Raw genomic sequence first — 21,185 nt, 5'->3', positions numbered from 1 at the left:
GTTTCTCCCTCTCCAGCCGCCCCGCGCAGGTCGGGCGCCGACGGCCGGTCACTGGTGTGGAGACCCGCGTGAAGCCAGCACGACCCGGGAACCCCGCACACGAGCGGTGGGGTCGGGGTTCCCGGGCGTGACTACTTCGCGTCGGACTCGCCGTCGGTCTTCTTCGGCTCGGCGTCGGCCTTCTTCGCGGCCTGGTCCGCCGTGCCCTCGGCGGTGTCAGCGTCGCTCGTGCCCGGCTTGGCCAGGTCGATGCGGGGGGAGTCGGCGGCTTCGGTGAGGGAGGATGCGTCGTCGGGGACGACTGCGCCGTCGATCTCCCCGGACTCGTCGTCGTCGGCGAATTCGGGACCGTGGACGAGACGGTTGTACTCGTCGTCGTCGAGGACGGCGCCGATCGCGTTCTTGGCGAAGATCAGGTGGACGCCCGGGGCCGCTTCGAGGAGCACCGTGTCCTCGCTGACCTCCTTGACGGTGGCGTACATGCCGCCGATCGTGCGGACACCAGATCCGGGCTGGATGTTGTCGCGCATCTGGACGGCCTGCTGCTGCTTCTTCTTCGCAGACCGCGTCATCAGGAACATGGCCCCGATGAGCACGATGAACGGGAGGAGGGTCACGAGACTCACGGGTCGGAACTTCCTTCAAGGGACCGCTTGCGATGCGGCCTGGTCATTGGGGGTGGGTGGCGCCCCCGACAAGGGGGGCATCGGCGGAGTCTAAGCGAGTCCGCATCGTTGGAACAACGCTCAGCATGGCACCGGGGTTCCCGCCCCCGCGAGGACGCGCGCCGTCACGCCCCGAACAGGCCCTGTTGTCCTGATCCGCCCACGGGCCCGCCCGGAGCCTGCTGCGGGGCGGTGAGTCCCAGGTGCGCCCAGGCCGCCGGGGTGGCCACCCGACCACGGGGCGTACGCGCCAGGAGCCCTTCGCGCACCAGGAAGGGCTCGGCGACCTCCTCCACCGTCTCGCGCTCCTCCCCCACCGCCACGGCCAGGGTGGACAGCCCGACCGGGCCGCCGCCGAAGAGCTTGAGCAGCGCCTCCAGCACCGCCCGGTCCAGTCGGTCCAGTCCGCGGTCGTCCACCTCGTACACCCGCAGGGCCGCCGCGGCGACCTCCCGGGTGATCGCACCGTCCGCCTTGACCTGGGCGTAGTCGCGCACCCGGCGCAGCAACCGGTTGGCGATGCGCGGGGTGCCCCGGGAGCGTCCGGCGATCTCGGCGGCGCCCTCGGCGTCGAGGGGGACGTCGAGGAGGCCGGCGGAGCGGTGGACGACGCGCTCCAGCTCGGCCGCTCCGTAGAACTCCATGTGCGCGGTGAAGCCGAAGCGGTCGCGCAGCGGCGGCGGGAGCAGACCGGCCCGGGTGGTGGCGCCGACCAGGGTGAAGGGCGGCAGCTCCAGCGGGATCGCGGTGGCGCCGGGTCCCTTGCCGACGATGACGTCGACGCGGAAGTCCTCCATCGCCATGTACAGCATCTCCTCGGCGGGCCGCGACATCCGGTGGATCTCGTCGAGGAACAGGACCTCGCCCTCCTGGAGGGAGGAGAGGATCGAGGCCAGGTCGCCCGCGTGCTGGATGGCGGGGCCGCTGGTGATGCGGATCGGGGCGCCCATCTCGGCGGCGATGATCATGGAGAGGGTGGTCTTGCCGAGGCCGGGGGCGCCGGAGAGCAGCACGTGGTCGGCGGTGGCCCCGCGGGCCCGGGCCGCCCGCAGCACCAGGTCGAGTTGTTCGCGGACCTTCTCCTGGCCGATGAACTCGTCCAGGTCCTTGGGACGCAGGGCGGCCTCCACGGCCTGGTCCTCGCCGTCGGCCGACGGTCCCACCAGCCGGTCCGCCCCGGGTGCGGAGGTCGCGTCGGTCGTGTCGTCCCAGTTCATCAGGTGTGCCTCGGGGGTCGGGGGCGGGCCGGCGCGGGCAGCGCTCAGCGCGCCCGGTTCAGGGTCTGGAGGGCGGCCTTGAGGAGTTGACCCACCGGGGGGACGCCCTCGGCGGCCTCGGCCTGCGGGGTCACGGCCTCCACGGCCGCGTCGGCCTCCCGGGTGGCGTAGCCCAGGCCGATGAGGGCGGTGTGGAGTTGGTCGCGCCAGCCGGGTGCGACACCGGCGGCCGGCGGCCGGGCCCCGGTGCCGACGGGTGCGCCCAGCCGGTCCTTGAGCTCGATCAACAGCTTCTGCGCGCCCTTCTTCCCGATGCCCGGGACCGCGGTGAGCGCCTTCTCGTCCGCCGCGGCAACCGCCTGGCGCAGCGCGTCGGGGCTGTGCACCGCGAGCATCGCCTGGGCGAGTCGGGGACCGACCCCGCTCGCGGTCTGGAGCAGTTCGAAGGTCTGCCGTTCGTCGTCGTCGGCGAAGCCGTAGAGCGTCAGCGAGTCCTCGCGGACCACCAGCGAGGTCGCGATCCGCGCGGGCTGGCCCACCCGCAGCGCGGCGAGGGTGGCCGGCGCGCACTGGACGGCGATCCCCACGCCGCCGACCTCGACGACGGCCCCATCAGGGTTGAGGGCGGCGATCGGGCCGCTGACGAAAGCGATCATCGGTTGACCTTCCGTGCGAGGGCGTGGGCGCGGCGGGCGGCCTCGTGGGCCTGCTGGAGGCGGTTCGCGGCAGGGGCGCGCCAGATGTGGCAGATGGCGAGGGCGAGGGCGTCGGCGGCGTCGGCGGGCTTGGGCGGGGCGGCGAGCCGGAGGATGCGGGTGACCATGGCTCCGACCTGCGCCTTGTCGGCCCGCCCGCTGCCGGTGACGGCGGCCTTGACCTCGCTGGGGGTGTGCAGGGCGACCGGCAGTCCGCGGCGGGCGGCGCAGAGCACCGCGACGGCGCTGGCCTGGGCGGTGCCCATGACGGTGCTGACGTTGTGCTGGCTGAAGACCCGCTCGACCGCGACGTACGCGGGACGGTGCTCGTCCAGCCACCGCTCCACGCCCTCCTCGACGGCGACCAGGCGGTGACCGAGGTCCGCGTCGGCGGGGGTGCGGATGACGCCCACGCCGATCATGGCGAGCGGGCGGCCGGCGACGCCCTCGACGACCCCGACGCCGCACCGGGTCAGCCCGGGGTCCACCCCCAGTACGCGCACGCCGTACCGCCTTCCGTCGATCATGTGTTCAGGCAGGCTATCGGGGGCCGCTGACAATCGTGGACCGCGACGCGTGCGGCGGCTCCCCGGGGCGAACGCGTCGACGGGCCGGCGGGGTGCTCCCCCAGCGGCCCGTCGACGAGCGGGCTCGCGCGCCCGTCCGGCACGCGTCAGGCGTCGATCTTCGCCATGACGTCGTCGGAGACGTCGAAGTTGGCGAAGACGTTCTGCACGTCGTCGCTGTCCTCCAGGGCGTCGATCAGCTTGAAGATCTTGCGGGCGCCCTCCTCGTCCAGCTCGACCTGCATGGTCGGGACGAAGTTGGCCTCGGCGGAGTCGTAGTCGATGCCGGCGTCCTGGAGGGCGGTGCGCACGGCGACCAGGTCGGACGCCTCGCTCAGCACCTCGAAGGACTCGCCGAGGTCGTTGACCTCTTCGGCACCCGCGTCGAGGACCGCGCCCAGGACGTCGTCCTCGGTCAGCTCGCCCTTGGGGACGATCACCACGCCCTTGCGGTTGAACAGGTACGACACCGAGCCCGGGTCGGCCATCGAGCCGCCGTTGCGGGTCATCGCCACGCGCACGTCGGAGGCGGCGCGGTTGCGGTTGTCGGTGAGGCACTCGATGAGGACGGCCACGCCGTTGGGTCCGTAGCCCTCGTACATGATCGTCTCGTAGTCGGCGCCACCGGCTTCGAGACCACCGCCGCGCTTGATCGCCGAGTCGATGTTCTTGTTCGGCACCGACTGCTTCTTGGCCTTCTGCACGGCGTCGTACAGCGTCGGGTTGCCGTCGAGGTCGACGCCGCCGAGGCGGGCCGCGACCTCGACGTTCTTGATCAGCTTCGCGAAGAGCTTGCCGCGCTTGGCGTCGATCACGGCCTTCTTGTGCTTCGTCGTGGCCCATTTAGAGTGGCCGGACATCTGCCTGTCTCCTTCGCGTAACCCATCTCTTTACGAACGCCAGCGATCCTACAAGGATCGCGCGGCCCGCCGTTCCGTCCGCGGGGAAGACTCCCCGGGGCGTCTTCCGCGACGTTCCAACACGTCCCGGACGCCGCCGTCTCAGGCCGCGAGGGCGGCCCGTGCCATCGCCACGAAGTGGGCGTGCACCCGGTGGTCGCCGGTCAGCTCGGGGTGGAAGGAGGTGGCGAGCGCGTTCCCCTGCCGGACGGCGACGACATGGCCCCCGTGGGTGGCCAGCACCTCGACCCCGGGGCCGACGGACTCCACCCAGGGCGCCCGGATGAAGACCCCCTCCACCGGTGCACCGGTGATCCCCTCGACGGTCACCGCGGCTTCGAAGGACTCGTTCTGACGGCCGAACGCGTTGCGCCGCACCACCATGTCGATGCCGCCCACGGTCTGTTGGCCGGAGCGCGGGTCGAGGATCCGGCCGGCCAGCAGGATCAGCCCCGCGCAGGTCCCGTAGACGGGCATGCCGGCGGCGACCCGGGCCCGCAGGGGTTCCATCAGGCCGAAGAGGACCGCGAGTTTGGAGATGGTGGTGGATTCGCCGCCCGGGATGACCAGGGCGTCCACCCGGGAGAGCTCCTCGGGACGGCGGACCTGGCGGGCCGTGGCCCCGGCCGCGTCCAGGGCGGCCAGGTGTTCGCGCACGTCGCCCTGGAGGGCGAGCACCCCGATCACGGGCGCGGGTCCGTCCGCCACCGGTGCGGCGGGGACGACGGGGGGTGCGGAGGGGGTGGTCATGGCGGGGTGCCCTGTGCCTCACTGCTCGGTGCGGGTACGGGGTACGGCGCCGCAGGGACGCCGTACCCCGGGGGTCGGGACGCGCGGTCACCAACCGCGGTTGGCGTACCGCTCGGTCTCGGGGAGGGTGTCGCAGTTGATGCCCACCATGGCCTCGCCCAGGTTGCGGGAGGCGTCGGCGATGACCTTCGGGTCGTCGTAGAAGGTGGTGGCGCGGACGATGGCGGCGGCCCGCTTGGCGGGGTCACCGGACTTGAAGATGCCCGAGCCGACGAAGACGCCCTCGGCACCGAGCTGGCGCATCAGCGCGGCGTCCGCGGGGGTGGCGACGCCGCCGGCGGAGAACAGCACCACCGGGAGCTTGCCCAGCTCGGCGACCTCCTTGACCAGCTCGTAGGGCGCCCGCAGGTCCTTGGCGGCGGCGTACAGCTCGTTGTTGTCGTAGCCGCGCAGGCGCGCGATCTCGTTCTTGATCTGCCGCAGGTGGCGCACGGCCTCGACCACGTTGCCGGTGCCCGCCTCGCCCTTGGAGCGGATCATCGCCGCGCCCTCGGCGATCCGGCGCAGCGCCTCGCCCAGGTTGGTGGCCCCGCAGACGAACGGGGTGGTGAAGGCGAACTTGTCCGAGTGGTTGACCTCGTCGGCGGGGGTCAGCACCTCGGACTCGTCGATGTAGTCGACCCCGAGCGCCTGGAGGACCTGCGCCTCGACGAAGTGGCCGATGCGGGACTTGGCCATCACGGGGATGGAGACGGCGTTGATGATGCCCTCGATCATGTCCGGGTCGGACATCCGGGCCACGCCGCCGTCCTTGCGGATGTCGGCGGGAACCCGCTCCAGGGCCATGACGGCGACGGCACCCGCGTCCTCGGCGATCTTCGCCTGCTCCGGGGTGACGACGTCCATGATCACACCGCCCTTGAGCTGCTCTGCCATGCCGCGCTTCACGCGCGCGGTACCGGTGGCGGGGTCGGCCTGGGCGGCCTGGTCGGTGGGGGCAAGCGTGCTGGACACGGAGGACCTCGCTCGGAAGGGCTCGGAAGACTCGCCAGGAGTCTCGGGGGGTGGAGTTCTGCTGCCCCGAGGAAACCTCCCGGGCTCGTCGAGCGGCAAGGGCCAATGGGGAGCCGGTGGATCGTTTTCCCCCGCTCAGGGGCCCGGTGGACACCTCCGGTGCCCGTGGTGGCCCCACCGCACCCGGCCGCGCTCAGGCGGCGCGGTCGGCCAAGGCGGTCGGTGGCTGGTCGTCCATCTCGAACGCCAGCGGGAAGGGTGCGTGGCCGGCGAGGCGGAACCAGCGGACCTTGCGGTGCCGGCGCAGTGCCCGGGCGGCCCGGACGGCGTCGTTGTGGAACCGCCGGGCCATCGGCACCCGGCGCACCGCCCGGGCCAGTTCGCCGGCGGCCTCCTCGCCGCCCGGCGCCTCGCGGACCGCCTCCACCTGCGGGGCCTCGCCGAAGACCGCCCGCAGCGCCTGGCTCAACTCGCTCTCGGCGACCTCGCGCTGCTCCTCCTCCGCCTGCCGGGCCGCGTGGGCCGCCTCGTACAGGACGATGGAGGCCGCCGGGTCCAGGACCCCCGAGGTCGCGAGTTCCTGGGCGACGGAGGCCCGGCGCAGCAGTTCGGCGTCGAGGGCGGCGCGGGCGGCGTCGATGCGGGTGTGCAGCCGGTCCAGTCGGCCCGCGGTCCAGCTGAGGTAGAGGCCGATGACCAACAGGGCCACCGCGATCCAGATGAATGTCGAGGTCACGGGGGAAGGCTAGCCGTCCGGTGGCCGGCCACCGGACGGCCCGTCCTCAGCTCCCGATGCCGAAGCGGGCGCGCAGCCCGGTGGCCCGTTCGTCGGCGGCGACGGCCGCGGCGCCCGCGGTGACCGTCTCGTACACGGACAGGATGTCCGCGCCCACGGTGGACCAGTCGAACTGGCGCACGTGCTTGCTGCCGTGCTCCCGCAGTTCCGTGCGCCGGTCCGGGTCGCCCAACAGGCGCACCGCGGCGTCGGCGAGGGCCTCGGCGTCCTCGTTGGCGAAGAGCTCGCCGGCGCTGCCGTGGTCCAGCACCTGGGCGAACGCGTCGAGGTCCGAGGCGAGCACCGGCGCACCGGCGGACATGGCCTCGACCAGGATGATCCCGAAGCTCTCGCCGCCGGTGTTGGGCGCCACGTACAGGTCGACGCTGCGCAGCAGTCGGGCCTTCTCCTCGTCGCTGACCATGCCGAGGAACTCGACCCGGGAGCGGAATTCGGCGGGCAGCGGGGCGAGGGCCTCCTCGGTGTCCCCCCGGCCGGCGATCAACAGTCGGGCGTCCGGCCGCTCGGCGAAGATCCGCGGCAGCGCCCGCATCAGCACCGGGAGGCCCTTGCGGGGCTCGTCGATCCGTCCGATGAAGCCGAGGGTGTCGCCCTGCCACTCGGGGCGGGGCTCGGCCCGGGCGAAGAAGTCGACGTCGACGCCGTTGGGGATGACGACCGCGTCGCCCCCCAGGTGCTCGACCAGGGTCCGGCGGGCGTACTCGCTGACCGCGATGCGGGCGCTGATCTTCTCCAGGGCCGCCTGGAGGATGGCGTAGGCGGCGATCATGGCCCGGGAGCGCGGGTTGGAGGTGTGGAAGGTCGCCACGATGGGCCCCTGGGCGGCCCAGCAGGTCAGCAGGCCGAGCGAGGGCGAGGCGGGTTCGTGGATGTGGATGACGTCGAAGGTGCCCTCGTGCAGCCAGCGGCGGACCCGGGCGGCGGAGAGGAAGCCGAAGTTCAGGCGGGCCACCGAGCCGTTGTACGGAACGGGAACCGCGCGGCCGGCGGAGACCACGTACGGCGGCAGCGGGGTGTCGTCGTCGGCGGGCGCCAGGACGGACACCTGGTGGCCGAGCCCGATCAGGTGCTCGGCGAGGTCCCGGATGTGGAACTGCACGCCACCGGGGACGTCCCAGGAGTACGGGCAGACGATGCCGATCCTCATGCCGTCCCTCCCCCGGGTGCGCGGACTGCGGGGGCGAGGTCCGCGAGCCACAGCCGCTGGAGCATGTGCCAGTCCTCCGGATGGTCGGCGATGCCCGAGGCGAAGGCGTCCGCCAGGGCCTGTGTCATGACGGACGTCTTCTCGGCGCGGGTGCCTGACACGGGCACCTCGACGGGCGGGTGGACCCGGCCGTGCATCGTCGTGTCGCCGTACCAGAGGGTCGCCGGCATCAGCAGGGCGCCGGTCTGCTGGGCGAGCAGCGCCGGCCCGGCGGGCATCCGGGCCGTCTCGCCGAAGAAGTCGACCTCGATGCCGGCGGCGGACAGGTCGCGGTCGGCGACCAGGCAGACCAGGCCGCCGGCGCGCAGCCGTCGGGCGAGGACGCCGAAGGCGGCACCGCCGTCGTGCGGGAGCACCTCCATGCCGAGGCCCTCGCGGTAGGCGACGAAGCGGTCGTACAGGGTCTCCGGCTTGAGGCGCTCGGCGACGGTGGTGAACGGGGTCTTCAGCGCGGTGGTGACCCACGCCCCGGCGAGGTCCCAGTTGGCGAGGTGCGGCAGGGCCAGGACGACGCCCCGGCCGGCGGCGAGGGCGTCGGTGACGCGGTGGATGTCCGCTATCGCGCATCCGGCGCTCACCCGCTGCTCGCTCCAGGTGGGCAGCCGGAAGGACTCCATCCAGTAGCGCAGGTAGGACCGCATGCCGGCGCGGGACAACTCGGCCAGCCGTTCGGGGCCGGCGTCCGGCACCACACGGGCCAGATTGGCCTCCAGCCGCAGCACCGCAGGACCCCGTCGCCGCCACGCCAGGTCGGCGAGGGTGCGGCCGAGGCGGGTGGCCACCGGTTCCGGCAGTCGCTTCACGGTGGCCCACCCGGTGCCGTACAGGGCGTCGCTGAGGCGGTCGCCGAAGCTCATCCGGCGTTCTCACCGCCGAGGGCGCCCCGCCCGCTGGGCGGGCGCGGCTGGCCGGCATCGGCCTCGGCGGCCTCGCGACGGACGGTGACCACCCGCTGGACGAGCGTGACGAGACTGCCCAGGGCGACGATCCACAGGGCGACGGGCAGCAGGACGTCGATGCCGGGGACGCCGAAGGCGTGCAGTCCGGCGAGGCCGGCGGCCACCAGCGAGACCACGAGCCGTTCGGCCCGCTCGACGAGGCCGTTGACGGCGACCGGCAGACCGATGGACTCGCCGCGGGCCTTGGTGTAGGAGACGACCTGGCCACTGGCCAGACAGAAGATCGACACCGCGCACAGGACGTCGTTGTCGCCCTGCCCCGCGTACCAGAGGGCGAACCCGCCGAAGATCGCCCCGTCGGCGACCCGGTCCAGGGTCGAGTCGAGGAAGGCTCCCCAGCGGCTGGAACGACCGAGCTGACGGGCCATGTTGCCGTCCACCAGGTCCGAGAAGACGAACAGGGTGATGACGATGGTGCCCCAGAAGAACTCGCCCCGGGGGAAGAAGGCCAGCGCGCCGACCACCACTCCGGCGGTTCCGATCAGGGTGACCGTGTCGGGGCTCACCCCGCGGCGGATCAGAAACGCGGCGAACGGCGTGAGGACACGCGTGAAGAATGCACGCGCGTACTTGTTCAGCATGGCCTTCCCGGATGTTCGGTGGATCGGGCGGCCCTGATGACCACCGGCTGGCCCATGGTAGCCACGCTCGGCCCGATGCTCCCCCGGGGCACCGTGCGCCCCGGACGCCGCGTCCGGCGGATGGACGTGCAGGAGGAGGGGTGGCGGGGGCGGTCCGGGGGCGCCGCGGGCCTTGCCGGAGCCGGCTCCCTGCGCCGCGGCCCCCTCGGGCCGTCCGGGGGCGCGCGCCCCCGGACGGGCGTCCCGGATGCCGGGCCGAGCGTGCGGAACGGGGTCCGAGCTGGGCGTCCGTACGCGTGCGCCGGCGCGGGCCGGGGCGTGTCGGCACGGCTGTCCGCTCCCCGCACCGGGTGGCCTTTTCCCGTCCCCTGACGGATGCGCACCCCGGCGGATACGCTGAGTCCTGATCGGGTCGCGGTGTGCGTCACCTACCGCGACCGCGACGGACGGGACGCCCGCTCCGCTCGTCGGCCTGATCAACAGGCGTGCGGGGTAGGCAAGTCGGGAAGCCGCAGCAGCGACAACGCGGCGAAGGAGGGGGTTCCGCGGTGGCGGACGGTTTCGATTTCACTCCGGGGGCTCAGGTTCCGCTCTCGGGCTCGTCGGGGCAGACCGCGGCCACCACGGCGCTCGCCTCGGCCGCGTACCGGGACGGCCCGTTGGAGGACATCAAACAGGCCGATAACGACTGGTACCAGTCCGGCATCAGCGGGGGCCGCAAGTGGGCCACCCTGTTCACCCCGAACCTCGGCGAGGCGTTCTCCCGGGCGATCCAGGTGCGGATGCTCGGTGGTGGGCGCGCACCGCTCATCCAGTCCTTCGGGATCGATCCGCAGTCGGTGGTGGAGCACGCCCTCGCGGCGGCCCGCATCCGCAAGCACCGCGACAGTTGGCTGACCGCGATCATGGCGCTGTGCGGACTGGTGTTCCTGCCGGGCCTGCTCGGTTGGCTGTTGGTGTTCCAACTGCGCAAGTGGGCCAACGGGGCCGGCGACAAGCGGGCCTCGACCCTGAGCACCGCCCTGCTGGTCGGGGTGTGCCTGTTCGCCGCCCTCCTGCTGCTGCGGCTGCCGTTCACCGGCTTCTGGCCCTGGTACGCGCGGGCCGCGATCGTGGTCCCGGTCATCGGCTGGGTGTGGGCCAAGCGGATCTGCGAGCGCACCGCGCACGACCTGCGCGCCCGCTGGGACGGTCTGCTGTCCGGGGGCGGGGTCGGGGCGAAGGTCCCCGAGTCGGTGCCCACCCACCCGGGCCAGGGCGCGGCCGAGGCGCTGCGGCAGGGGTTGGCCAGGCTCGGCGCCGAGCAGCAGTCCAATTCCATCTTCTATGCGGGGCCCAAGGGCATCCTCGGCATGGGCACCCGTTGGGGCAGTTGGCAGCTCGCGGAGGAGTTGGTGTCCCGCGAGCCGGGCAAGGAGATCCATCCCTTCCGCAGCTGGGACGTCATCCGGGCGATCCACGACCAGCTGAGGATGCTGACCCGCGGTCCCCTGCACACCGGCGGCTTCCCGACCCCGTCCATACGCCACTGGATCGTGACCCCGGTCGGCGAGGGCGCCAAGGGCGTGTCCCGGCCCAGCGGTTCGGACGTGGACGCGTACCAGATCAAGCAGCACGAGATACAGCGGATCTGCAACGAGCAGCAGTTCGGCAGCGGTGACCGGCACTACCTGGGCGTGCAGTTCGTGCTCTGGGACGGCCAGTTGGTGATCACGATGATGATCACCGTGACCGTGCTCCACGAGACCCTGCGCATCGAGGTCACCGGGTACGCCCTGGGACCGGTGCACGGGCTGTTCACCACCAAGTCGTCACCGCGGACGAAGTCCGTGTCGAAGGCGATCAGGTTCTGGGAGAGCCGGACGGTGACCCTGCCGTTGATCGAGTCGGACGAGGTGGTGCGGTTGGCCGTACGGGCCCCGTTCACCTGGTACCCGCCGCTGCTGGACTGGCTCGGCGGCAAGCTGTCGCTGCCGGAGCCCTTCGGACTGCGGCACGCCTGGGCGGCGGCGCCGTGGCGGCACCGCTTCATGGCCGACGACGCGCTGCGCGCGGCCACCCCGGTGCTGCGGGTGGTGCACAAGGCGGCGTTGAAGGTCCTGGAGGAGAACGGCGTCGACACCACTTCGTTCGGGTCCCGCTCGTCCTCGCTCTCCGGTGCCGTGCAGGACGCCGCTCCGCGCAAGGCCGACCTCTACGACGCCTGACCCCGGGCCGGACCGTTCCCCGGTGCACGGGGAACGGCGGCCGGGCCGGCTCAGGCGGGCCAGGCGTCCGCCAGGAGGGCCCGGGTGTCGGCGAGGAGTTGGGGCATCACCTTGGTGTGACCGACGACGGGCATGAAGTTGGTGTCGCCGCCCCAGCGGGGCACCACGTGCTGGTGCAGGTGGGCGGCGATGCCCGCACCGGCCACGGTCCCCTGGTTCATGCCGATGTTGAAGCCGTGCGCCCCGGAGGCCGCCCTCAGGGCCGTCATCAGCCGCTGGGTGAAGTCCGCGAGTTCCAGCGTCTCGCCCCGGTCCAACTCGGTGTAGTCGGCGACGTGCCGGTAGGGCACGGCCATCGCGTGGCCGCCGGTGTACGGGTACAGGTTCAGCACCGCGTAGACCAGCTCGCCCCGGGCGATGATCAGCCCGTCCTCGTCCGATTTCGTCGGGATGGTGCAGAACGGACAACCGTCGTCCACTCCGGGGCCGGTCGGCTTGTTCTCTCCCTGGATGTACGCCATCCGGTGGGGGGTCCACAGCCGCTGGAACGCGTCGGGGACGCCCACTCCGATCTGCTGCTCCGGCTCACTCGTCGTCATGCTGTGCAGCATAAGACCCCCGGGAGGGTGATCCTCCCGGGGGCCGTGGGCCGGACGTCGATCAGACCTGGGTGCGGTCCGCGACGACCTGTTCGATCTTGGCCAGGGCATCGGCCACCGGGATGCCGTTCTCCTGGGAGCCGTCGCGGTAGCGGAAGGACACCGCACCGTTGGCCATGTCCTCGTCGCCCGCGATGATCATGAACGGCACCTTCTGCCGCTGCGCGTTGCGGATCTTCTTCTGCATCCGGTCCGAGGAGGAGTCGACCTCCACGCGCAGCCCCCGGCGACGGGCCTGCCGGGCGAAGTCCTCCAGGTACGGCACGTGTGCGTCCCCGATCGGGATGCCGGTGGCCTGCACCGGCGCGAGCCACGCCGGGAAGGCGCCCGCGTAGTGCTCCAGGAGCACCGCGAAGAACCGCTCGATCGAGCCGAACAGGGCCCGGTGGATCATGACCGGACGCTGCTTGGACCCGTCGGGGCCGGTGTACTCCAGGTCGAAGCGCTCGGGCAGGTTGAAGTCGAGCTGCACCGTCGACATCTGCCAGGTACGGCCGATGGCGTCCTTGGCCTGTACCGAGATCTTGGGCCCGTAGAAGGCGGCGCCGCCCGGGTCGGGGACCAGCGGCAGCCCCTGCTTCTCCGCCACCTTGCGCAGCGTCTCGGTGGCCTCCTCCCACACCTCGTCGGAGCCGACGTACTTCTCCGGGTCCTTGGTGGAGAGCTCCAGGTAGAAGTCGGTGAGCCCGTAGTCGCGCAGCAGGCCCAGCACGAAGGTCAGGGTCGAGTCCAGCTCGTCCGCCATCTGCTCCTTGGTGCAGTAGATGTGCGCGTCGTCCTGGGTGAAGCCGCGGGCCCGGGTGAGACCGTGCACGACGCCGGACTTCTCGTAGCGGTACACGGTCCCGAACTCGAACAGGCGCAGCGGCAGCTCACGGTAGGAACGCCCGCGCGCGTCGAAGATCAGGTTGTGCATCGGGCAGTTCATGGGCTTCAGGTAGTAGTCCACGCCCTCGTCGAGCTGCATGGGCGGGTACATGCCGTCGGCGTACCAGTCGAGGTGCCCGGAGGTCTCGAAGAGCTTCCCCTTGGTGGCGTGCGGGGTGTAGACGAACTCGTACCCCTCCTCCTCGTGGCGGCGCCGGGAGTAGTCCTCCATGACCCGGCGGACGATGCCGCCCTTGGGGTGGAAGACGGCGAGGCCGGAGCCGATCTGCTCGGGGATCGAGAAGAGGTCCAGCTCGTTGCCGAGCTTGCGGTGGTCACGCTTCTCGGCCTCGGCGAGGAAGTCGAGGTGTGCCTTGAGCTCCTCCTTGGACGGCCAGGCGGTGCCGTAGATGCGCTGGAGCATCGGGTTCTTCTCGCTGCCGCGCCAGTACGCGGCGGCGTTGCGCATCAGCTTGAACGCGGGGATGTTCCGGGTGGTGGGCAGGTGGGGGCCCCGGCAGAGGTCCTTCCAGCACAGGTCGCCGGTCTTGGCGTCCAGGTTGTCGTAGATCGTCAGCTCGCCGGCGCCGACCTCGACGTCCGCGCCGTCCTCGTGGGAGGCCGCGCCCTTCAGACCGATGAGCTCCAGCTTGTACGGCTCGTCCGCCAGCTCCTCGCGGGCCGCCTCGTCGCTGACCACCCGGCGGGAGAAGCGCTGGCCCCGCTTCTGGATCTCCTGCATCTTCTTCTCGATGGCCTTGAGGTCCTCGGGGGTGAACGGCTTCTCGACGTCGAAGTCGTAGTAGAAGCCGTCCCGCACCGGCGGGCCGATGCCGAGCTTCGCCTCGGGGAAGAGCTCCTGCACGGCCTGGGCCATGACGTGCGCGGTGGAGTGGCGCAGGATGTCCAGGCCGTCCTCGGAGGCGATGTCGACGGGCTCGACGGACTCGCCGTCCCGCACCGCGTACGCCAGGTCCTTCAGCTCGCCGTCCACCCGGGCCGCGACCACCGCGCGCTCGCCCGGGAAGAGCTCGGCAGCGGTGGTGCCCGTCGTCACCGTGCGCTCTTCCCGCTCGGAATCGCGTTGGATGATCACACGGACGTCTGACACCGGTCTCTCCTGCCTGAAGGTGGGGCGCTCCGGTCGATGGGAGGCGCTCCCCGGATCGTACCGAGCCGGGGCCGCCCCTCGCGAAACGGCTACCGCCCGCGACGCTCCGCGCACGCCCCGGCGGTCCGACCCCCGCCGGGTCCCGGGGCGCCCGCGGGTGGGCGGGGCGCGCCGGGGCGCGTCCGCTGCGCCCCCGGTGGTCCCGGTCCGTCGTCGAACTTCCGTATCCGCGGCGGACCTTGCCGAGCCCGGGTGTGCTCCCGGCCCGCCCGGGTATCACCCGGGCAAGCAGGGCGAGTTCAACTGCCGGGGGCGACGGAGGAGTTGGGTGACATGATGCTCTGGTACGAAGGCCCGCTGACCGCCTTCGGCATCGAGACCACCGGTCCGGACGTCGAGTCCGACCGGATCGTCTCGGCCGCCGTGGTCTGCCAGGACGCGCCCGGCGGACGCCCCCGGGTGACCCGCTGGCTGGTGAACCCGGGGGTGCCGATACCCGCCCGGGCGACGGCGGTGCACGGCCTGACGGACGAGCAGGTGGCGCTGACCGGGCGCTGGCCCTCGCCCGTGGTGGAGGAGATCGCCCGGGCCCTCGGCGAGCAGGGGGCGGCAGGCCGTCCGGTGGTGGTGATGAACGCGCCGTTCGACCTGACGCTGTTGGACCGCGAGGTGCGGCGGCACCGGGCGACCCCGCTCGGGCAGTACCTGGAGACCGCCCCCCTGCGGGTCCTCGACCCCTGGGTGTTGGACCGGCACTTCGACCGCTACCGCAAGGGCGACCGGACCCTGACCGACCTCTGCGCCCACTACGACGTGGAACCGGTCCCGGCGCACGAGGCGGCGACGGACGCGCTGGCCGCACTGGAGGTGGTGCGCGCACTGGGCCGGCGGTTCGCGTCCCGCCTCGACCGGCTCACCCCGGCCGAGCTGCACACGCTGCAAGCGGTCTGGCACGCCGCGCAGGCCCGCGGCCTCCACACCTGGTACGCCCGCACGGGGACCGAGGAGGCGGTGGACCCGGCCTGGCCACTGCGTCCGGAGCTCCCGACCGCGGTGTGACGCCACCGGCCCGAACCTGCGGGCAACGCGGAGGACCGGCCCGCCGAACGGCGGACCGGTCCTCTCCGGGTGGGCGATACTGGGTTCGAACCAGTGACCTCTTCGGTGTGAACGAAGCGCTCTCCCACTGAGCTAATCGCCCGGGAACGGACTGAACCATACAGGTCCCCGGTCGGTTCGTTCAAACCGTTCCGCGCTCGCCCCCGGACCGGCGCCCCGGACCCCGCTCGGCGGCCAGCAGGGCGCGGAGGCCGCGCCGTCCGCCGCGCATCATCCAGCGGTGGTTCAGCCGGAAGAAGGGGCGCCCCGGCACCGCCAGCCGGCGCATCGCGGGCCGCCGCACGTCGACCACCTGGTCGAACAGCACCCGGGTGCCGGCCCCCCGGGCCACCAGGGTCCACCGGGCCCAGCCCTCCAGGTCACCCCCCAGGTCGACCTCCAGGACCCCGGGGGCCTGCTGGCCGGGGGCCCGGGACACGGTGACGGTCAGGGTGTAGGGGAGGAGGGAGCGGAACCGCGCCTCACCGGTGCGCCCGTCGGGAGCGGGAACCACCGCGCGGACCTGGCGCCACCAGCGGGGGTACTCCTCGGCCCGTCGCAGGACGGCGAGGACCGCCGCGGGCGGCCCGGGCAGGTCCCAACGGCTGTGGAAGCGGTAACGGCACCAGTCCATGGAGGCAGTGTGCCCGCCGGGTGGCCCCTTCCGCGGCGGACGCGCGGCGCCGTCGGGGCCACGGGCCGCGGGGCGGGGGCGAACTGATCTCCGGTCAGAATCCCGGCGAACGCACGGAGTTCCCGAAGGGAATTCACCGAAAACGTGAACGCCGAATTCAGCGGGGGCCGCCGCCGGGGAAGAAACACGCCAAAAAGCCCGTGACCCGGAGGCTTTGGGCCTCCGGGTCACGGTCCGGGGTGGGCGATACTGGGTTCGAACCAGTGACCTCTTCGGTGTGAACGAAGCGCTCTCCCACTGAGCTAATCGCCCGGGCACACGGAGAACATTACCCCATGTCAGCTGGTGCCCCGACCACCGCCCGCCGGGCCGTCGCGGCGGCCCGTTGACGCGCCGGCCGCCTCACTCGCCGACCTTCCACGGCAGGGTCAGCCCGTACTGCCACAGATAGACGGCCGACAAGACACCCACGATGGTCAGACCCAGCGCCGTGAGGATCATGTTCCGGCGTCGCACCTTGGGATCGAGGGCACGCTGTGCCGCCTCGGTGACCTTGCGTTTCGTCCAGCGGAGCACCAGTTGCGCCCAGACGAACTCGGTCCCCCAGATCGCCATGCCGGCGAAGATCACCAACCACCCGGGGCCGGGCAGCACCAGCATCGCGACGCCCGCGCCGACCACGGCGAGGCCCACCACGAACACGCCGACCTGCCAGCTCAGGTGCAGCACTCTGCGCCGCTGGATGTACTCCGGAGCCCGCGAACCCAGCGGGCGCTCCGGCTGCTCGTCGTCTGCTTCGTCGATCGCCAAGGCCGCCTTCCCCATTTCGTCACTCCCCGTATTCATGTGGACAAACGTACCTGAAGGATTCTGGTCACCGGAATGGTCCCGTGGTACCAACAATGACTCCGCCGTACGGGGTACCTAAAGACACGCAAAACGCTCAGAGGGGTTTACAACGGCACCGTAGGTGGCATGTCGATTTCGCCGACGTGCGAATCCCCGAGCGCACACTGAGCGAAAGGCCATGGCGCTTATGAACACCACGGTCAGCTGCGAGCTGCACCTGCGCCTCGTTGTGTCGAGCGAGTCCTCACTGCCTGTTCCCGCGGGACTGCGGTATGACACGGCCGATCCCTACGCCGTGCACGCCACCTTTCACACCGGAGCCGAGGAGACCGTCGAGTGGGTTTTCGCCCGCGACCTCCTCGCCGAGGGCCTGCACCGGCCCACCGGCACCGGAGACGTCCGTGTCTGGCCGTCCCGGAGCCACGGTCAGGGCGTGGTCTGCATCGCTCTGAGCTCCCCCGAGGGCGAGGCCCTGCTCGAAGCCCCGGCGCGGGCGCTGGAATCGTTCCTCAAGCGGACGGACGCCGCCGTACCCCCGGGTACGGAGCACCGGCACTTCGATCTCGACACCGAGCTGTCCCACATCCTGGCCGAGAGCTAGGACCTCCGGACCGACACGACACGAGGGAGCGCAGGACGGAGCCACCCGAACGAGCCCGCCGCCGTCCGACTCGGGGAGACGGCGCGGGCCCGGCAGTGCCGGGTGGATCCGCACGGACGGCGTCACCGCGCTTGCGTAACGCGCGGTGACGCCGTCCGCGTGCGGGGTGCGACGGGGGCACCGCCCCGGAGGCGGTCAGCGGCCCAGCAGGAACAGGTCGTGGACCGCCCCCATCATCAGCAGGGTGCCGATCACCGTGAGGAAGATCATGAGTGGGGGTTGGGAGAGGGCGAACAGACACCCCCGGGCCTCCGGTGCGGGGCCCTGTGGCGCCGCCCCGGCCGCGGTGCGGGACTGACCCCCGACCGGGTCGGCCCCGGGGGTCTGAGGGCCCGCTGGGGCCTGTGTGACCCCTGGTGCGGAAGCGGTCGCCGCGGCCCCGGCCGGGGCGGACGACGACTTCGGGGGATCGGTCACCCGGGGTGACCGAGCGGGTTCGCTCCGGGGCGCCGGGCGGGCATGGACACGCCGGACCCCGGGCGGGGTCGGCGGCGCGCTGCCCGGGGAGGCCGCGCTGGCGGCGCGCCCCGGGGCGTGGGCGCGCCGGTTCCGCGCCCGGTGGGCGGCGGCGCGCATCGCATGGACGGGGGGAGTTGGGTGTTTCCTGGTGGCGCCGTTGTCCAGGGGGGCCTGGCCGGCCCCGTCCGTCGTGCGTGCGACGGGCGGGTCGGAACGGGCGGCACCGTGGTGCGTGGTGTCGAGCATCTCCCGCAGATGATGACCCATCGCCGAGCTGTGGCGCGGTCAACACGCCCGTATTGGACGGGAGTTCACCGGATTCTGTGTCACATCTTGAGACGGCCTGGTAATGGGACGGTGACCTGTGCAGGAGGCGTGTTCGGCGGTTCTGGTGAATGTCGGGAGATGGCTCAGATGCCGTGCTTCTTGAGGATGGCCTCGATGTCGCTGAAGTCGTCGCCACCGCCCGCCGCCGGTGCGGACTTCTTCTTCCGGGAGGTGAGGGAGGGCCGCCCGGTCGCAGGCGTGGCGGCACCCGGCGCCACCGCGTCCCGCCCGGCGCCACCACCGGCCGCCGGCCGGGCCTCGGCTCCCTTGTCCCCGCCCCGGCGGCGCTCCACGAGCCGGGTGGTCATGAACAGCGCCCACGCCACCCCGAGCACGCCGAACCCGGCCCACTTGGCCGGGCTGAACACGAGGTCCGAGATCCACTGGACGGCTCCGGTCATGACCAGGCCGAGCGGCACCAGTGCGTACGCGGCGGTGCGGGCCGCCGCGAGGAAGCGCTTGCGGTAGGCGGTGACCGCCGCGATGCCCAGGCCCGCCACGGCCACGGCGGAACACACGGTCTCGGCAATCATTCCGACCTCCAGTTGATCTGTGGAACGGTTCCCCCCGTCCATCCTGCACCGGGTCGCGGCCCCGGGGCCACGACCCGACCCCACCTCTCAGGGAGAACTCCGGGTCCCGCCTCCTCCCCAGGTCCCGGCCCGGGCCGCCCGGGCTGAGCTGCGAGACTGACCCCATGAGTGACTCGACCGCCCCGTCCGCGCCCCGCCCCGTCCTGCTCGACGTGTGGTGCGAACTCCAGTGCCCCGACTGCCACACCGCGCTGGACGACGTCCGCGCGCTGCGCGCCCGCTACGGCGACCGGCTGGAGGTGCGGCTGCGCCACTTCCCGCTCCCCAAGCACCCGCACGCCTTCGCCGCGGCCCAGGCCGCGGAGGAGGCCGCCGCGCAGGGACGGGGATGGCCGTACGTCGAGGCCGTCCTCGCACGGACCGCGGAGCTGGACCGGCGGGGCGAGGCGCTGCTCCTCGCGGTCGCCGCGGAACTCGGCCTCGACACGGAGGAGTTCGACACCGCACTCGTCGACGGGCGGCACATCCTGACCGTCGACGCCGACCAGGCCGAGGGCAAGGCGATCGGGGTGACGGGCACCCCCACCTACGTCGTCGACGGCCAGCGCCTCGACGGGGGCCAGAGCCAGGAGGGGTTGCGGGAACGCATCGAGCGGATCGTGGACGGGCTGCTCGCCGGCTGAACCGCCGGCGGTGCCGGGCCGCCCGCTCACACCAGCGGCTTGTACAGGTGGTGGGCGACCGGCTCGTACCCCAGGGACTCGTACAGCCGCAGTGCCGGGGTGTTGCCCGCGAAGACGTTGAGGCCGAGCCTGGTGTGGCCGGCGTCGAGGGCGATCCGTTCGGCGTGCCGCATCAGGGTCCGGCCGTGGCCCTCGCCCCGACGTTCCGGTGCGACCTCGACATCGAGGACGAAGGCCCCGTCGTCGGACGGCGCCGAGGTGGTCACCCAGATCGTGCCGACCGTGGTGCCGTCGTGCTCCAGGACGCCGAACGCCGCGCCGGGGGTGGCCGGCCCCTCGGGCAGCAGCCGTGCCCAGTCGTGGGCGACCTTGGCCCGCGCCTGGGGCTCCGGCACGCCCCGCTCCGTCCACTCGGCGAGGTAGGCGGCGCCGGCCGCCTCCCGCCAGGGACCGTACTCGGCCGGTTCCATCGGCCGCGCGGTCGAACCGGGCGGCGGCGCGGGGACGACGTCCAGCCGCTTGGTCAGGTGCCGGCTGCGCTCGGTGTAGCCGAGGGCCTGGGCGAGGCGGAGCGCCACCGCGGCGTCCGCGGGGACGGACGCCTGGAGCTGCTGGCAGTCCCACCCCCGGGCGACCTCCTCGGCGGCGAGGGCGGCCACCGTGCCCCGGCCCCGGCCCCGCTCCGGCTCGTCGACGCGCAGTGCGCGCACCTGGGCGACCCGGGGGCCGAAGCCCTCGTGGGTGGCGAGGTGGATCTCGCCGACGGGGCGGCTGTTGACGCAGATCCGGAAGGTGCGGGAACGCCCCCCGTCGGCCTGCTGCTGGAGCGGCCCGACCGGCCGCAGGGTGGTGGTCACCCCCTGATGTCTACCCACCGGCCCCGCCGCAGTCATCCGGATTTCGGCCGCACCGGGCGCTCAGGGATCCAGATCGGCCGCGGACCGCTCGGCGAAGATCCGCACCGCCTTGGCGGTGACGGGTCCGGGCGCCGGCAGTTCGCGGTCGTCGACCCGGTGGACGGCCTGGACGTCCCGCAGGGTCGAGGTGAGGAAGATCTCCTCGGCGCGGTCGAGGACGTCCAACGGCAGATCGGTCTCCCGGGCACCGGTCCACTCGACGGCGAGGGCCCGGGTGACGCCGGCGAGGCAGCCGGAGGCGATCGGCGGGGTGTGGACCTCCCCGTCGAGGACGACGAAGACGTTGGATCCGGTGCCCTCGCACAGCGACCCCGCCGTGTTGGCGAACAGCGCCTCGGTGGCGCCCCGTTCCCGGGCCCGGGCCAGGGCGACCACGTTCTCCGCGTACGAGGTGGTCTTCAAGCCGGCCAGGGCTCCGCGCTCGTTGCGGGTCCAGGGCACGGTGACGACCGCCGTGGTGGGGGCGGGCGGCGGGACGGGCCCCAGCGCGACGACGAGGGTCGGCGGGTTCTCCCCCCGGTCGGAGCCGAGCGGGCAGACGCCTCCGGTGTAGGTGACCCGCAGCCGACCGCGCGCCGTCGGGTTGGCCTCCAGGACCGCCCGGCAGGCCCGGCGCACCTCGTCGAGGTCGGGCTCGGGCAGGGCGAGGCCGCGGGCGGAGCGGGCGAGGCGGTCCAGGTGGCGGGTGAGGGCGAAGGCCCGCCCGTCGACGGTCTTCATGGTCTCGAAGATCCCGTCGCCGACCGTCAGCCCGTGGTCGAAGACGGAGACCTGCGCGGAGGCGGCGTCGCGCAGTCCGCCGTCGAGCCAGAGTTTCACGTGGAGCCCTCT

At 72.5% G+C, this 21,185-nt stretch carries 23 protein-coding genes and 2 tRNA genes; 4 read left to right on the top strand and 21 right to left on the bottom strand.

The features are described from left to right. Positions 1 to 131: 131 nt before the first annotated feature. From yajC to pgsA, 11 genes are all read right to left on the bottom strand, one after another. Positions 132 to 626, bottom strand: coding sequence for a preprotein translocase subunit YajC (gene yajC / locus ABT092_RS06605; RefSeq protein WP_351240491.1), 495 nt, complete (start codon positions 624 to 626; stop codon positions 132 to 134). 164 nt (positions 627 to 790) lie between these two features. After that, entirely contained in the window at positions 791 to 1,882 is a 1,092-nt protein-coding gene (gene ruvB / locus ABT092_RS06600) for a Holliday junction branch migration DNA helicase RuvB (protein ID WP_351240489.1), read from the bottom strand. A gap of 44 nt (positions 1,883 to 1,926) precedes the next feature. Further along, positions 1,927 to 2,538 (bottom strand): Holliday junction branch migration protein RuvA, encoded by a 612-nt coding sequence (gene ruvA, locus ABT092_RS06595; RefSeq protein ID WP_351240487.1) that lies wholly within the window; start codon positions 2,536 to 2,538, stop codon positions 1,927 to 1,929. After that, the gene (gene ruvC, locus ABT092_RS06590; RefSeq protein WP_351240658.1) at positions 2,535 to 3,080 is read right to left on the bottom strand and encodes a crossover junction endodeoxyribonuclease RuvC; all 546 of its coding nucleotides are present in this window, start codon (positions 3,078 to 3,080) and stop codon (positions 2,535 to 2,537) included. The genes ruvA and ruvC overlap by 4 nt, the downstream gene beginning before the upstream one ends. Positions 3,081 to 3,250: 170 nt before the next feature. Beyond that, positions 3,251 to 4,003, bottom strand: coding sequence for a YebC/PmpR family DNA-binding transcriptional regulator (locus ABT092_RS06585; protein WP_351240485.1), 753 nt, complete (start codon positions 4,001 to 4,003; stop codon positions 3,251 to 3,253). 141 nt (positions 4,004 to 4,144) lie between these two features. After that, positions 4,145 to 4,792, bottom strand: coding sequence for a pyridoxal 5'-phosphate synthase glutaminase subunit PdxT (pdxT, locus tag ABT092_RS06580; RefSeq protein WP_351240483.1), 648 nt, complete (start codon positions 4,790 to 4,792; stop codon positions 4,145 to 4,147). Positions 4,793 to 4,879: 87 nt separating this feature from the next. After that, a complete protein-coding gene (gene pdxS, locus ABT092_RS06575; protein WP_445402874.1) occupies positions 4,880 to 5,728 on the bottom strand; it encodes a pyridoxal 5'-phosphate synthase lyase subunit PdxS in 849 nt (282 codons plus the stop codon). Positions 5,729 to 5,999: 271 nt separating this feature from the next. Continuing rightward, positions 6,000 to 6,542 (bottom strand): LemA family protein, encoded by a 543-nt coding sequence (locus tag ABT092_RS06570; protein WP_351240479.1) that lies wholly within the window; start codon positions 6,540 to 6,542, stop codon positions 6,000 to 6,002. A 46-nt stretch (positions 6,543 to 6,588) separates the two neighbouring features. Further along, a complete protein-coding gene (locus tag ABT092_RS06565; protein ID WP_351240477.1) occupies positions 6,589 to 7,749 on the bottom strand; it encodes a glycosyltransferase family 4 protein in 1,161 nt (386 codons plus the stop codon). Continuing rightward, a complete protein-coding gene (locus tag ABT092_RS06560) occupies positions 7,746 to 8,666 on the bottom strand; it encodes a phosphatidylinositol mannoside acyltransferase (RefSeq protein WP_351240475.1) in 921 nt (306 codons plus the stop codon). The genes ABT092_RS06565 and ABT092_RS06560 overlap by 4 nt, the downstream gene beginning before the upstream one ends. Further along, positions 8,663 to 9,349 (bottom strand): phosphatidylinositol phosphate synthase, encoded by a 687-nt coding sequence (pgsA, locus tag ABT092_RS06555; protein WP_351240473.1) that lies wholly within the window; start codon positions 9,347 to 9,349, stop codon positions 8,663 to 8,665. Before pgsA ends, ABT092_RS06560 begins: the two co-directional genes overlap by 4 nt. Before the next feature lie 548 nt (positions 9,350 to 9,897). Here pgsA and ABT092_RS06550 point away from each other — a divergent pair. After that, a complete protein-coding gene (locus ABT092_RS06550; protein WP_351240471.1) occupies positions 9,898 to 11,556 on the top strand; it encodes an AbeC-like domain-containing protein in 1,659 nt (552 codons plus the stop codon). Positions 11,557 to 11,606: 50 nt separating this feature from the next. Here ABT092_RS06550 and ABT092_RS06545 read toward each other — a convergent pair whose 3' ends face one another. Together ABT092_RS06545 and thrS are read right to left on the bottom strand one after the other, a co-directional pair. Beyond that, on the bottom strand, positions 11,607 to 12,167 hold the full coding sequence (locus ABT092_RS06545) for an HIT family protein (RefSeq protein WP_351240469.1): 561 nt from the start codon (positions 12,165 to 12,167) through the stop codon (positions 11,607 to 11,609). A 49-nt stretch (positions 12,168 to 12,216) separates the two neighbouring features. After that, positions 12,217 to 14,193: a threonine--tRNA ligase gene (gene thrS, locus ABT092_RS06540; protein WP_351240467.1), complete on the bottom strand. Its 1,977-nt coding sequence runs from the start codon at positions 14,191 to 14,193 to the stop codon at positions 12,217 to 12,219. Positions 14,194 to 14,526: 333 nt separating this feature from the next. On the opposite strand from thrS, the gene ABT092_RS06535 reads away from it, so the two are divergent. Beyond that, on the top strand, positions 14,527 to 15,252 hold the full coding sequence (locus ABT092_RS06535; RefSeq protein ID WP_351240465.1) for a 3'-5' exonuclease: 726 nt from the start codon (positions 14,527 to 14,529) through the stop codon (positions 15,250 to 15,252). A 70-nt stretch (positions 15,253 to 15,322) separates the two neighbouring features. On the opposite strand, the gene ABT092_RS06530 is transcribed toward ABT092_RS06535, so the two are convergent. The 4 genes from ABT092_RS06530 to ABT092_RS06515 form a co-directional block, all read right to left on the bottom strand. Beyond that, positions 15,323 to 15,394: transfer RNA gene (locus ABT092_RS06530), tRNA-Val, on the bottom strand. Between the two features lie 39 nt (positions 15,395 to 15,433). Then, a complete protein-coding gene (locus ABT092_RS06525; protein WP_351240463.1) occupies positions 15,434 to 15,925 on the bottom strand; it encodes an SRPBCC family protein in 492 nt (163 codons plus the stop codon). 240 nt (positions 15,926 to 16,165) lie between these two features. Next, positions 16,166 to 16,237 (bottom strand) — tRNA-Val (locus ABT092_RS06520). 90 nt (positions 16,238 to 16,327) lie between these two features. Further along, positions 16,328 to 16,771: a TIGR02611 family protein gene (locus ABT092_RS06515; protein ID WP_351240461.1), complete on the bottom strand. Its 444-nt coding sequence runs from the start codon at positions 16,769 to 16,771 to the stop codon at positions 16,328 to 16,330. A gap of 190 nt (positions 16,772 to 16,961) precedes the next feature. Between ABT092_RS06515 and ABT092_RS06510 the strand changes: the two genes are divergently transcribed. After that, positions 16,962 to 17,375 (top strand): SsgA family sporulation/cell division regulator, encoded by a 414-nt coding sequence (locus ABT092_RS06510; protein WP_003959770.1) that lies wholly within the window; start codon positions 16,962 to 16,964, stop codon positions 17,373 to 17,375. Positions 17,376 to 17,570: 195 nt separating this feature from the next. On the opposite strand, the gene ABT092_RS06505 is transcribed toward ABT092_RS06510, so the two are convergent. Together ABT092_RS06505 and ABT092_RS06500 are read right to left on the bottom strand one after the other, a co-directional pair. Further along, the gene (locus ABT092_RS06505; RefSeq protein WP_351240670.1) at positions 17,571 to 17,852 is read right to left on the bottom strand and encodes a hypothetical protein; all 282 of its coding nucleotides are present in this window, start codon (positions 17,850 to 17,852) and stop codon (positions 17,571 to 17,573) included. 452 nt (positions 17,853 to 18,304) lie between these two features. Then, the gene (locus tag ABT092_RS06500; RefSeq protein WP_351240459.1) at positions 18,305 to 18,754 is read right to left on the bottom strand and encodes a hypothetical protein; all 450 of its coding nucleotides are present in this window, start codon (positions 18,752 to 18,754) and stop codon (positions 18,305 to 18,307) included. A gap of 164 nt (positions 18,755 to 18,918) precedes the next feature. On the opposite strand from ABT092_RS06500, the gene ABT092_RS06495 reads away from it, so the two are divergent. After that, on the top strand, positions 18,919 to 19,437 hold the full coding sequence (locus ABT092_RS06495; protein ID WP_351240457.1) for a DsbA family protein: 519 nt from the start codon (positions 18,919 to 18,921) through the stop codon (positions 19,435 to 19,437). Between the two features lie 26 nt (positions 19,438 to 19,463). Here the strand turns inward: ABT092_RS06495 and ABT092_RS06490 are convergent, their stop codons facing one another. Both ABT092_RS06490 and ABT092_RS06485 read right to left on the bottom strand, forming a co-directional pair. Next, on the bottom strand, positions 19,464 to 20,294 hold the full coding sequence (locus ABT092_RS06490; protein ID WP_351240455.1) for a GNAT family N-acetyltransferase: 831 nt from the start codon (positions 20,292 to 20,294) through the stop codon (positions 19,464 to 19,466). A 60-nt stretch (positions 20,295 to 20,354) separates the two neighbouring features. Beyond that, positions 20,355 to 21,173, bottom strand: a complete 819-nt coding sequence (locus tag ABT092_RS06485) for an aminotransferase class IV (RefSeq protein WP_351240453.1) — start codon at positions 21,171 to 21,173, stop codon at positions 20,355 to 20,357. Between the last annotated feature and the right edge of the window lie 12 nt (positions 21,174 to 21,185).

The organism is Streptomyces sp. NPDC002490 (assembly GCF_040296045.1).
Lineage (GTDB): Bacteria > Actinomycetota > Actinomycetes > Streptomycetales > Streptomycetaceae > Streptomyces.
The sequence above is the reverse complement of the archived record's forward strand: the minus strand, read 5'-3'. Positions and strand labels throughout refer to the sequence as shown.

Excerpts from the sequence above, each read along its gene's own strand:
- ruvB (WP_351240489.1), bottom strand. The coding sequence starts at position 1,882 with ATGAACTGGGACGACACGACCGACGCGACCTCCGCACCCGGGGCGGAC.
- ruvA (WP_351240487.1), bottom strand. The coding sequence starts at position 2,538 with ATGATCGCTTTCGTCAGCGGCCCGATCGCCGCCCTCAACCCTGATGGG.
- ABT092_RS06585 (WP_351240485.1), bottom strand. The coding sequence starts at position 4,003 with ATGTCCGGCCACTCTAAATGGGCCACGACGAAGCACAAGAAGGCCGTG.
- pdxT (WP_351240483.1), bottom strand. The coding sequence starts at position 4,792 with ATGACCACCCCCTCCGCACCCCCCGTCGTCCCCGCCGCACCGGTGGCG.
- pdxS (WP_445402874.1), bottom strand. The coding sequence starts at position 5,728 with ATGGCAGAGCAGCTCAAGGGCGGTGTGATCATGGACGTCGTCACCCCG.
- ABT092_RS06565 (WP_351240477.1), bottom strand. The coding sequence starts at position 7,749 with ATGAGGATCGGCATCGTCTGCCCGTACTCCTGGGACGTCCCCGGTGGC.
- ABT092_RS06560 (WP_351240475.1), bottom strand. The coding sequence starts at position 8,666 with ATGAGCTTCGGCGACCGCCTCAGCGACGCCCTGTACGGCACCGGGTGG.
- pgsA (WP_351240473.1), bottom strand. The coding sequence starts at position 9,349 with ATGCTGAACAAGTACGCGCGTGCATTCTTCACGCGTGTCCTCACGCCG.
- ABT092_RS06545 (WP_351240469.1), bottom strand. The coding sequence starts at position 12,167 with ATGCTGCACAGCATGACGACGAGTGAGCCGGAGCAGCAGATCGGAGTG.
- ABT092_RS06535 (WP_351240465.1), top strand. The coding sequence starts at position 14,527 with ATGATGCTCTGGTACGAAGGCCCGCTGACCGCCTTCGGCATCGAGACC.
- ABT092_RS06525 (WP_351240463.1), bottom strand. The coding sequence starts at position 15,925 with ATGGACTGGTGCCGTTACCGCTTCCACAGCCGTTGGGACCTGCCCGGG.
- ABT092_RS06515 (WP_351240461.1), bottom strand. The coding sequence starts at position 16,771 with ATGAATACGGGGAGTGACGAAATGGGGAAGGCGGCCTTGGCGATCGAC.
- ABT092_RS06510 (WP_003959770.1), top strand. The coding sequence starts at position 16,962 with ATGAACACCACGGTCAGCTGCGAGCTGCACCTGCGCCTCGTTGTGTCG.
- ABT092_RS06500 (WP_351240459.1), bottom strand. The coding sequence starts at position 18,754 with ATGATTGCCGAGACCGTGTGTTCCGCCGTGGCCGTGGCGGGCCTGGGC.
- ABT092_RS06495 (WP_351240457.1), top strand. The coding sequence starts at position 18,919 with ATGAGTGACTCGACCGCCCCGTCCGCGCCCCGCCCCGTCCTGCTCGAC.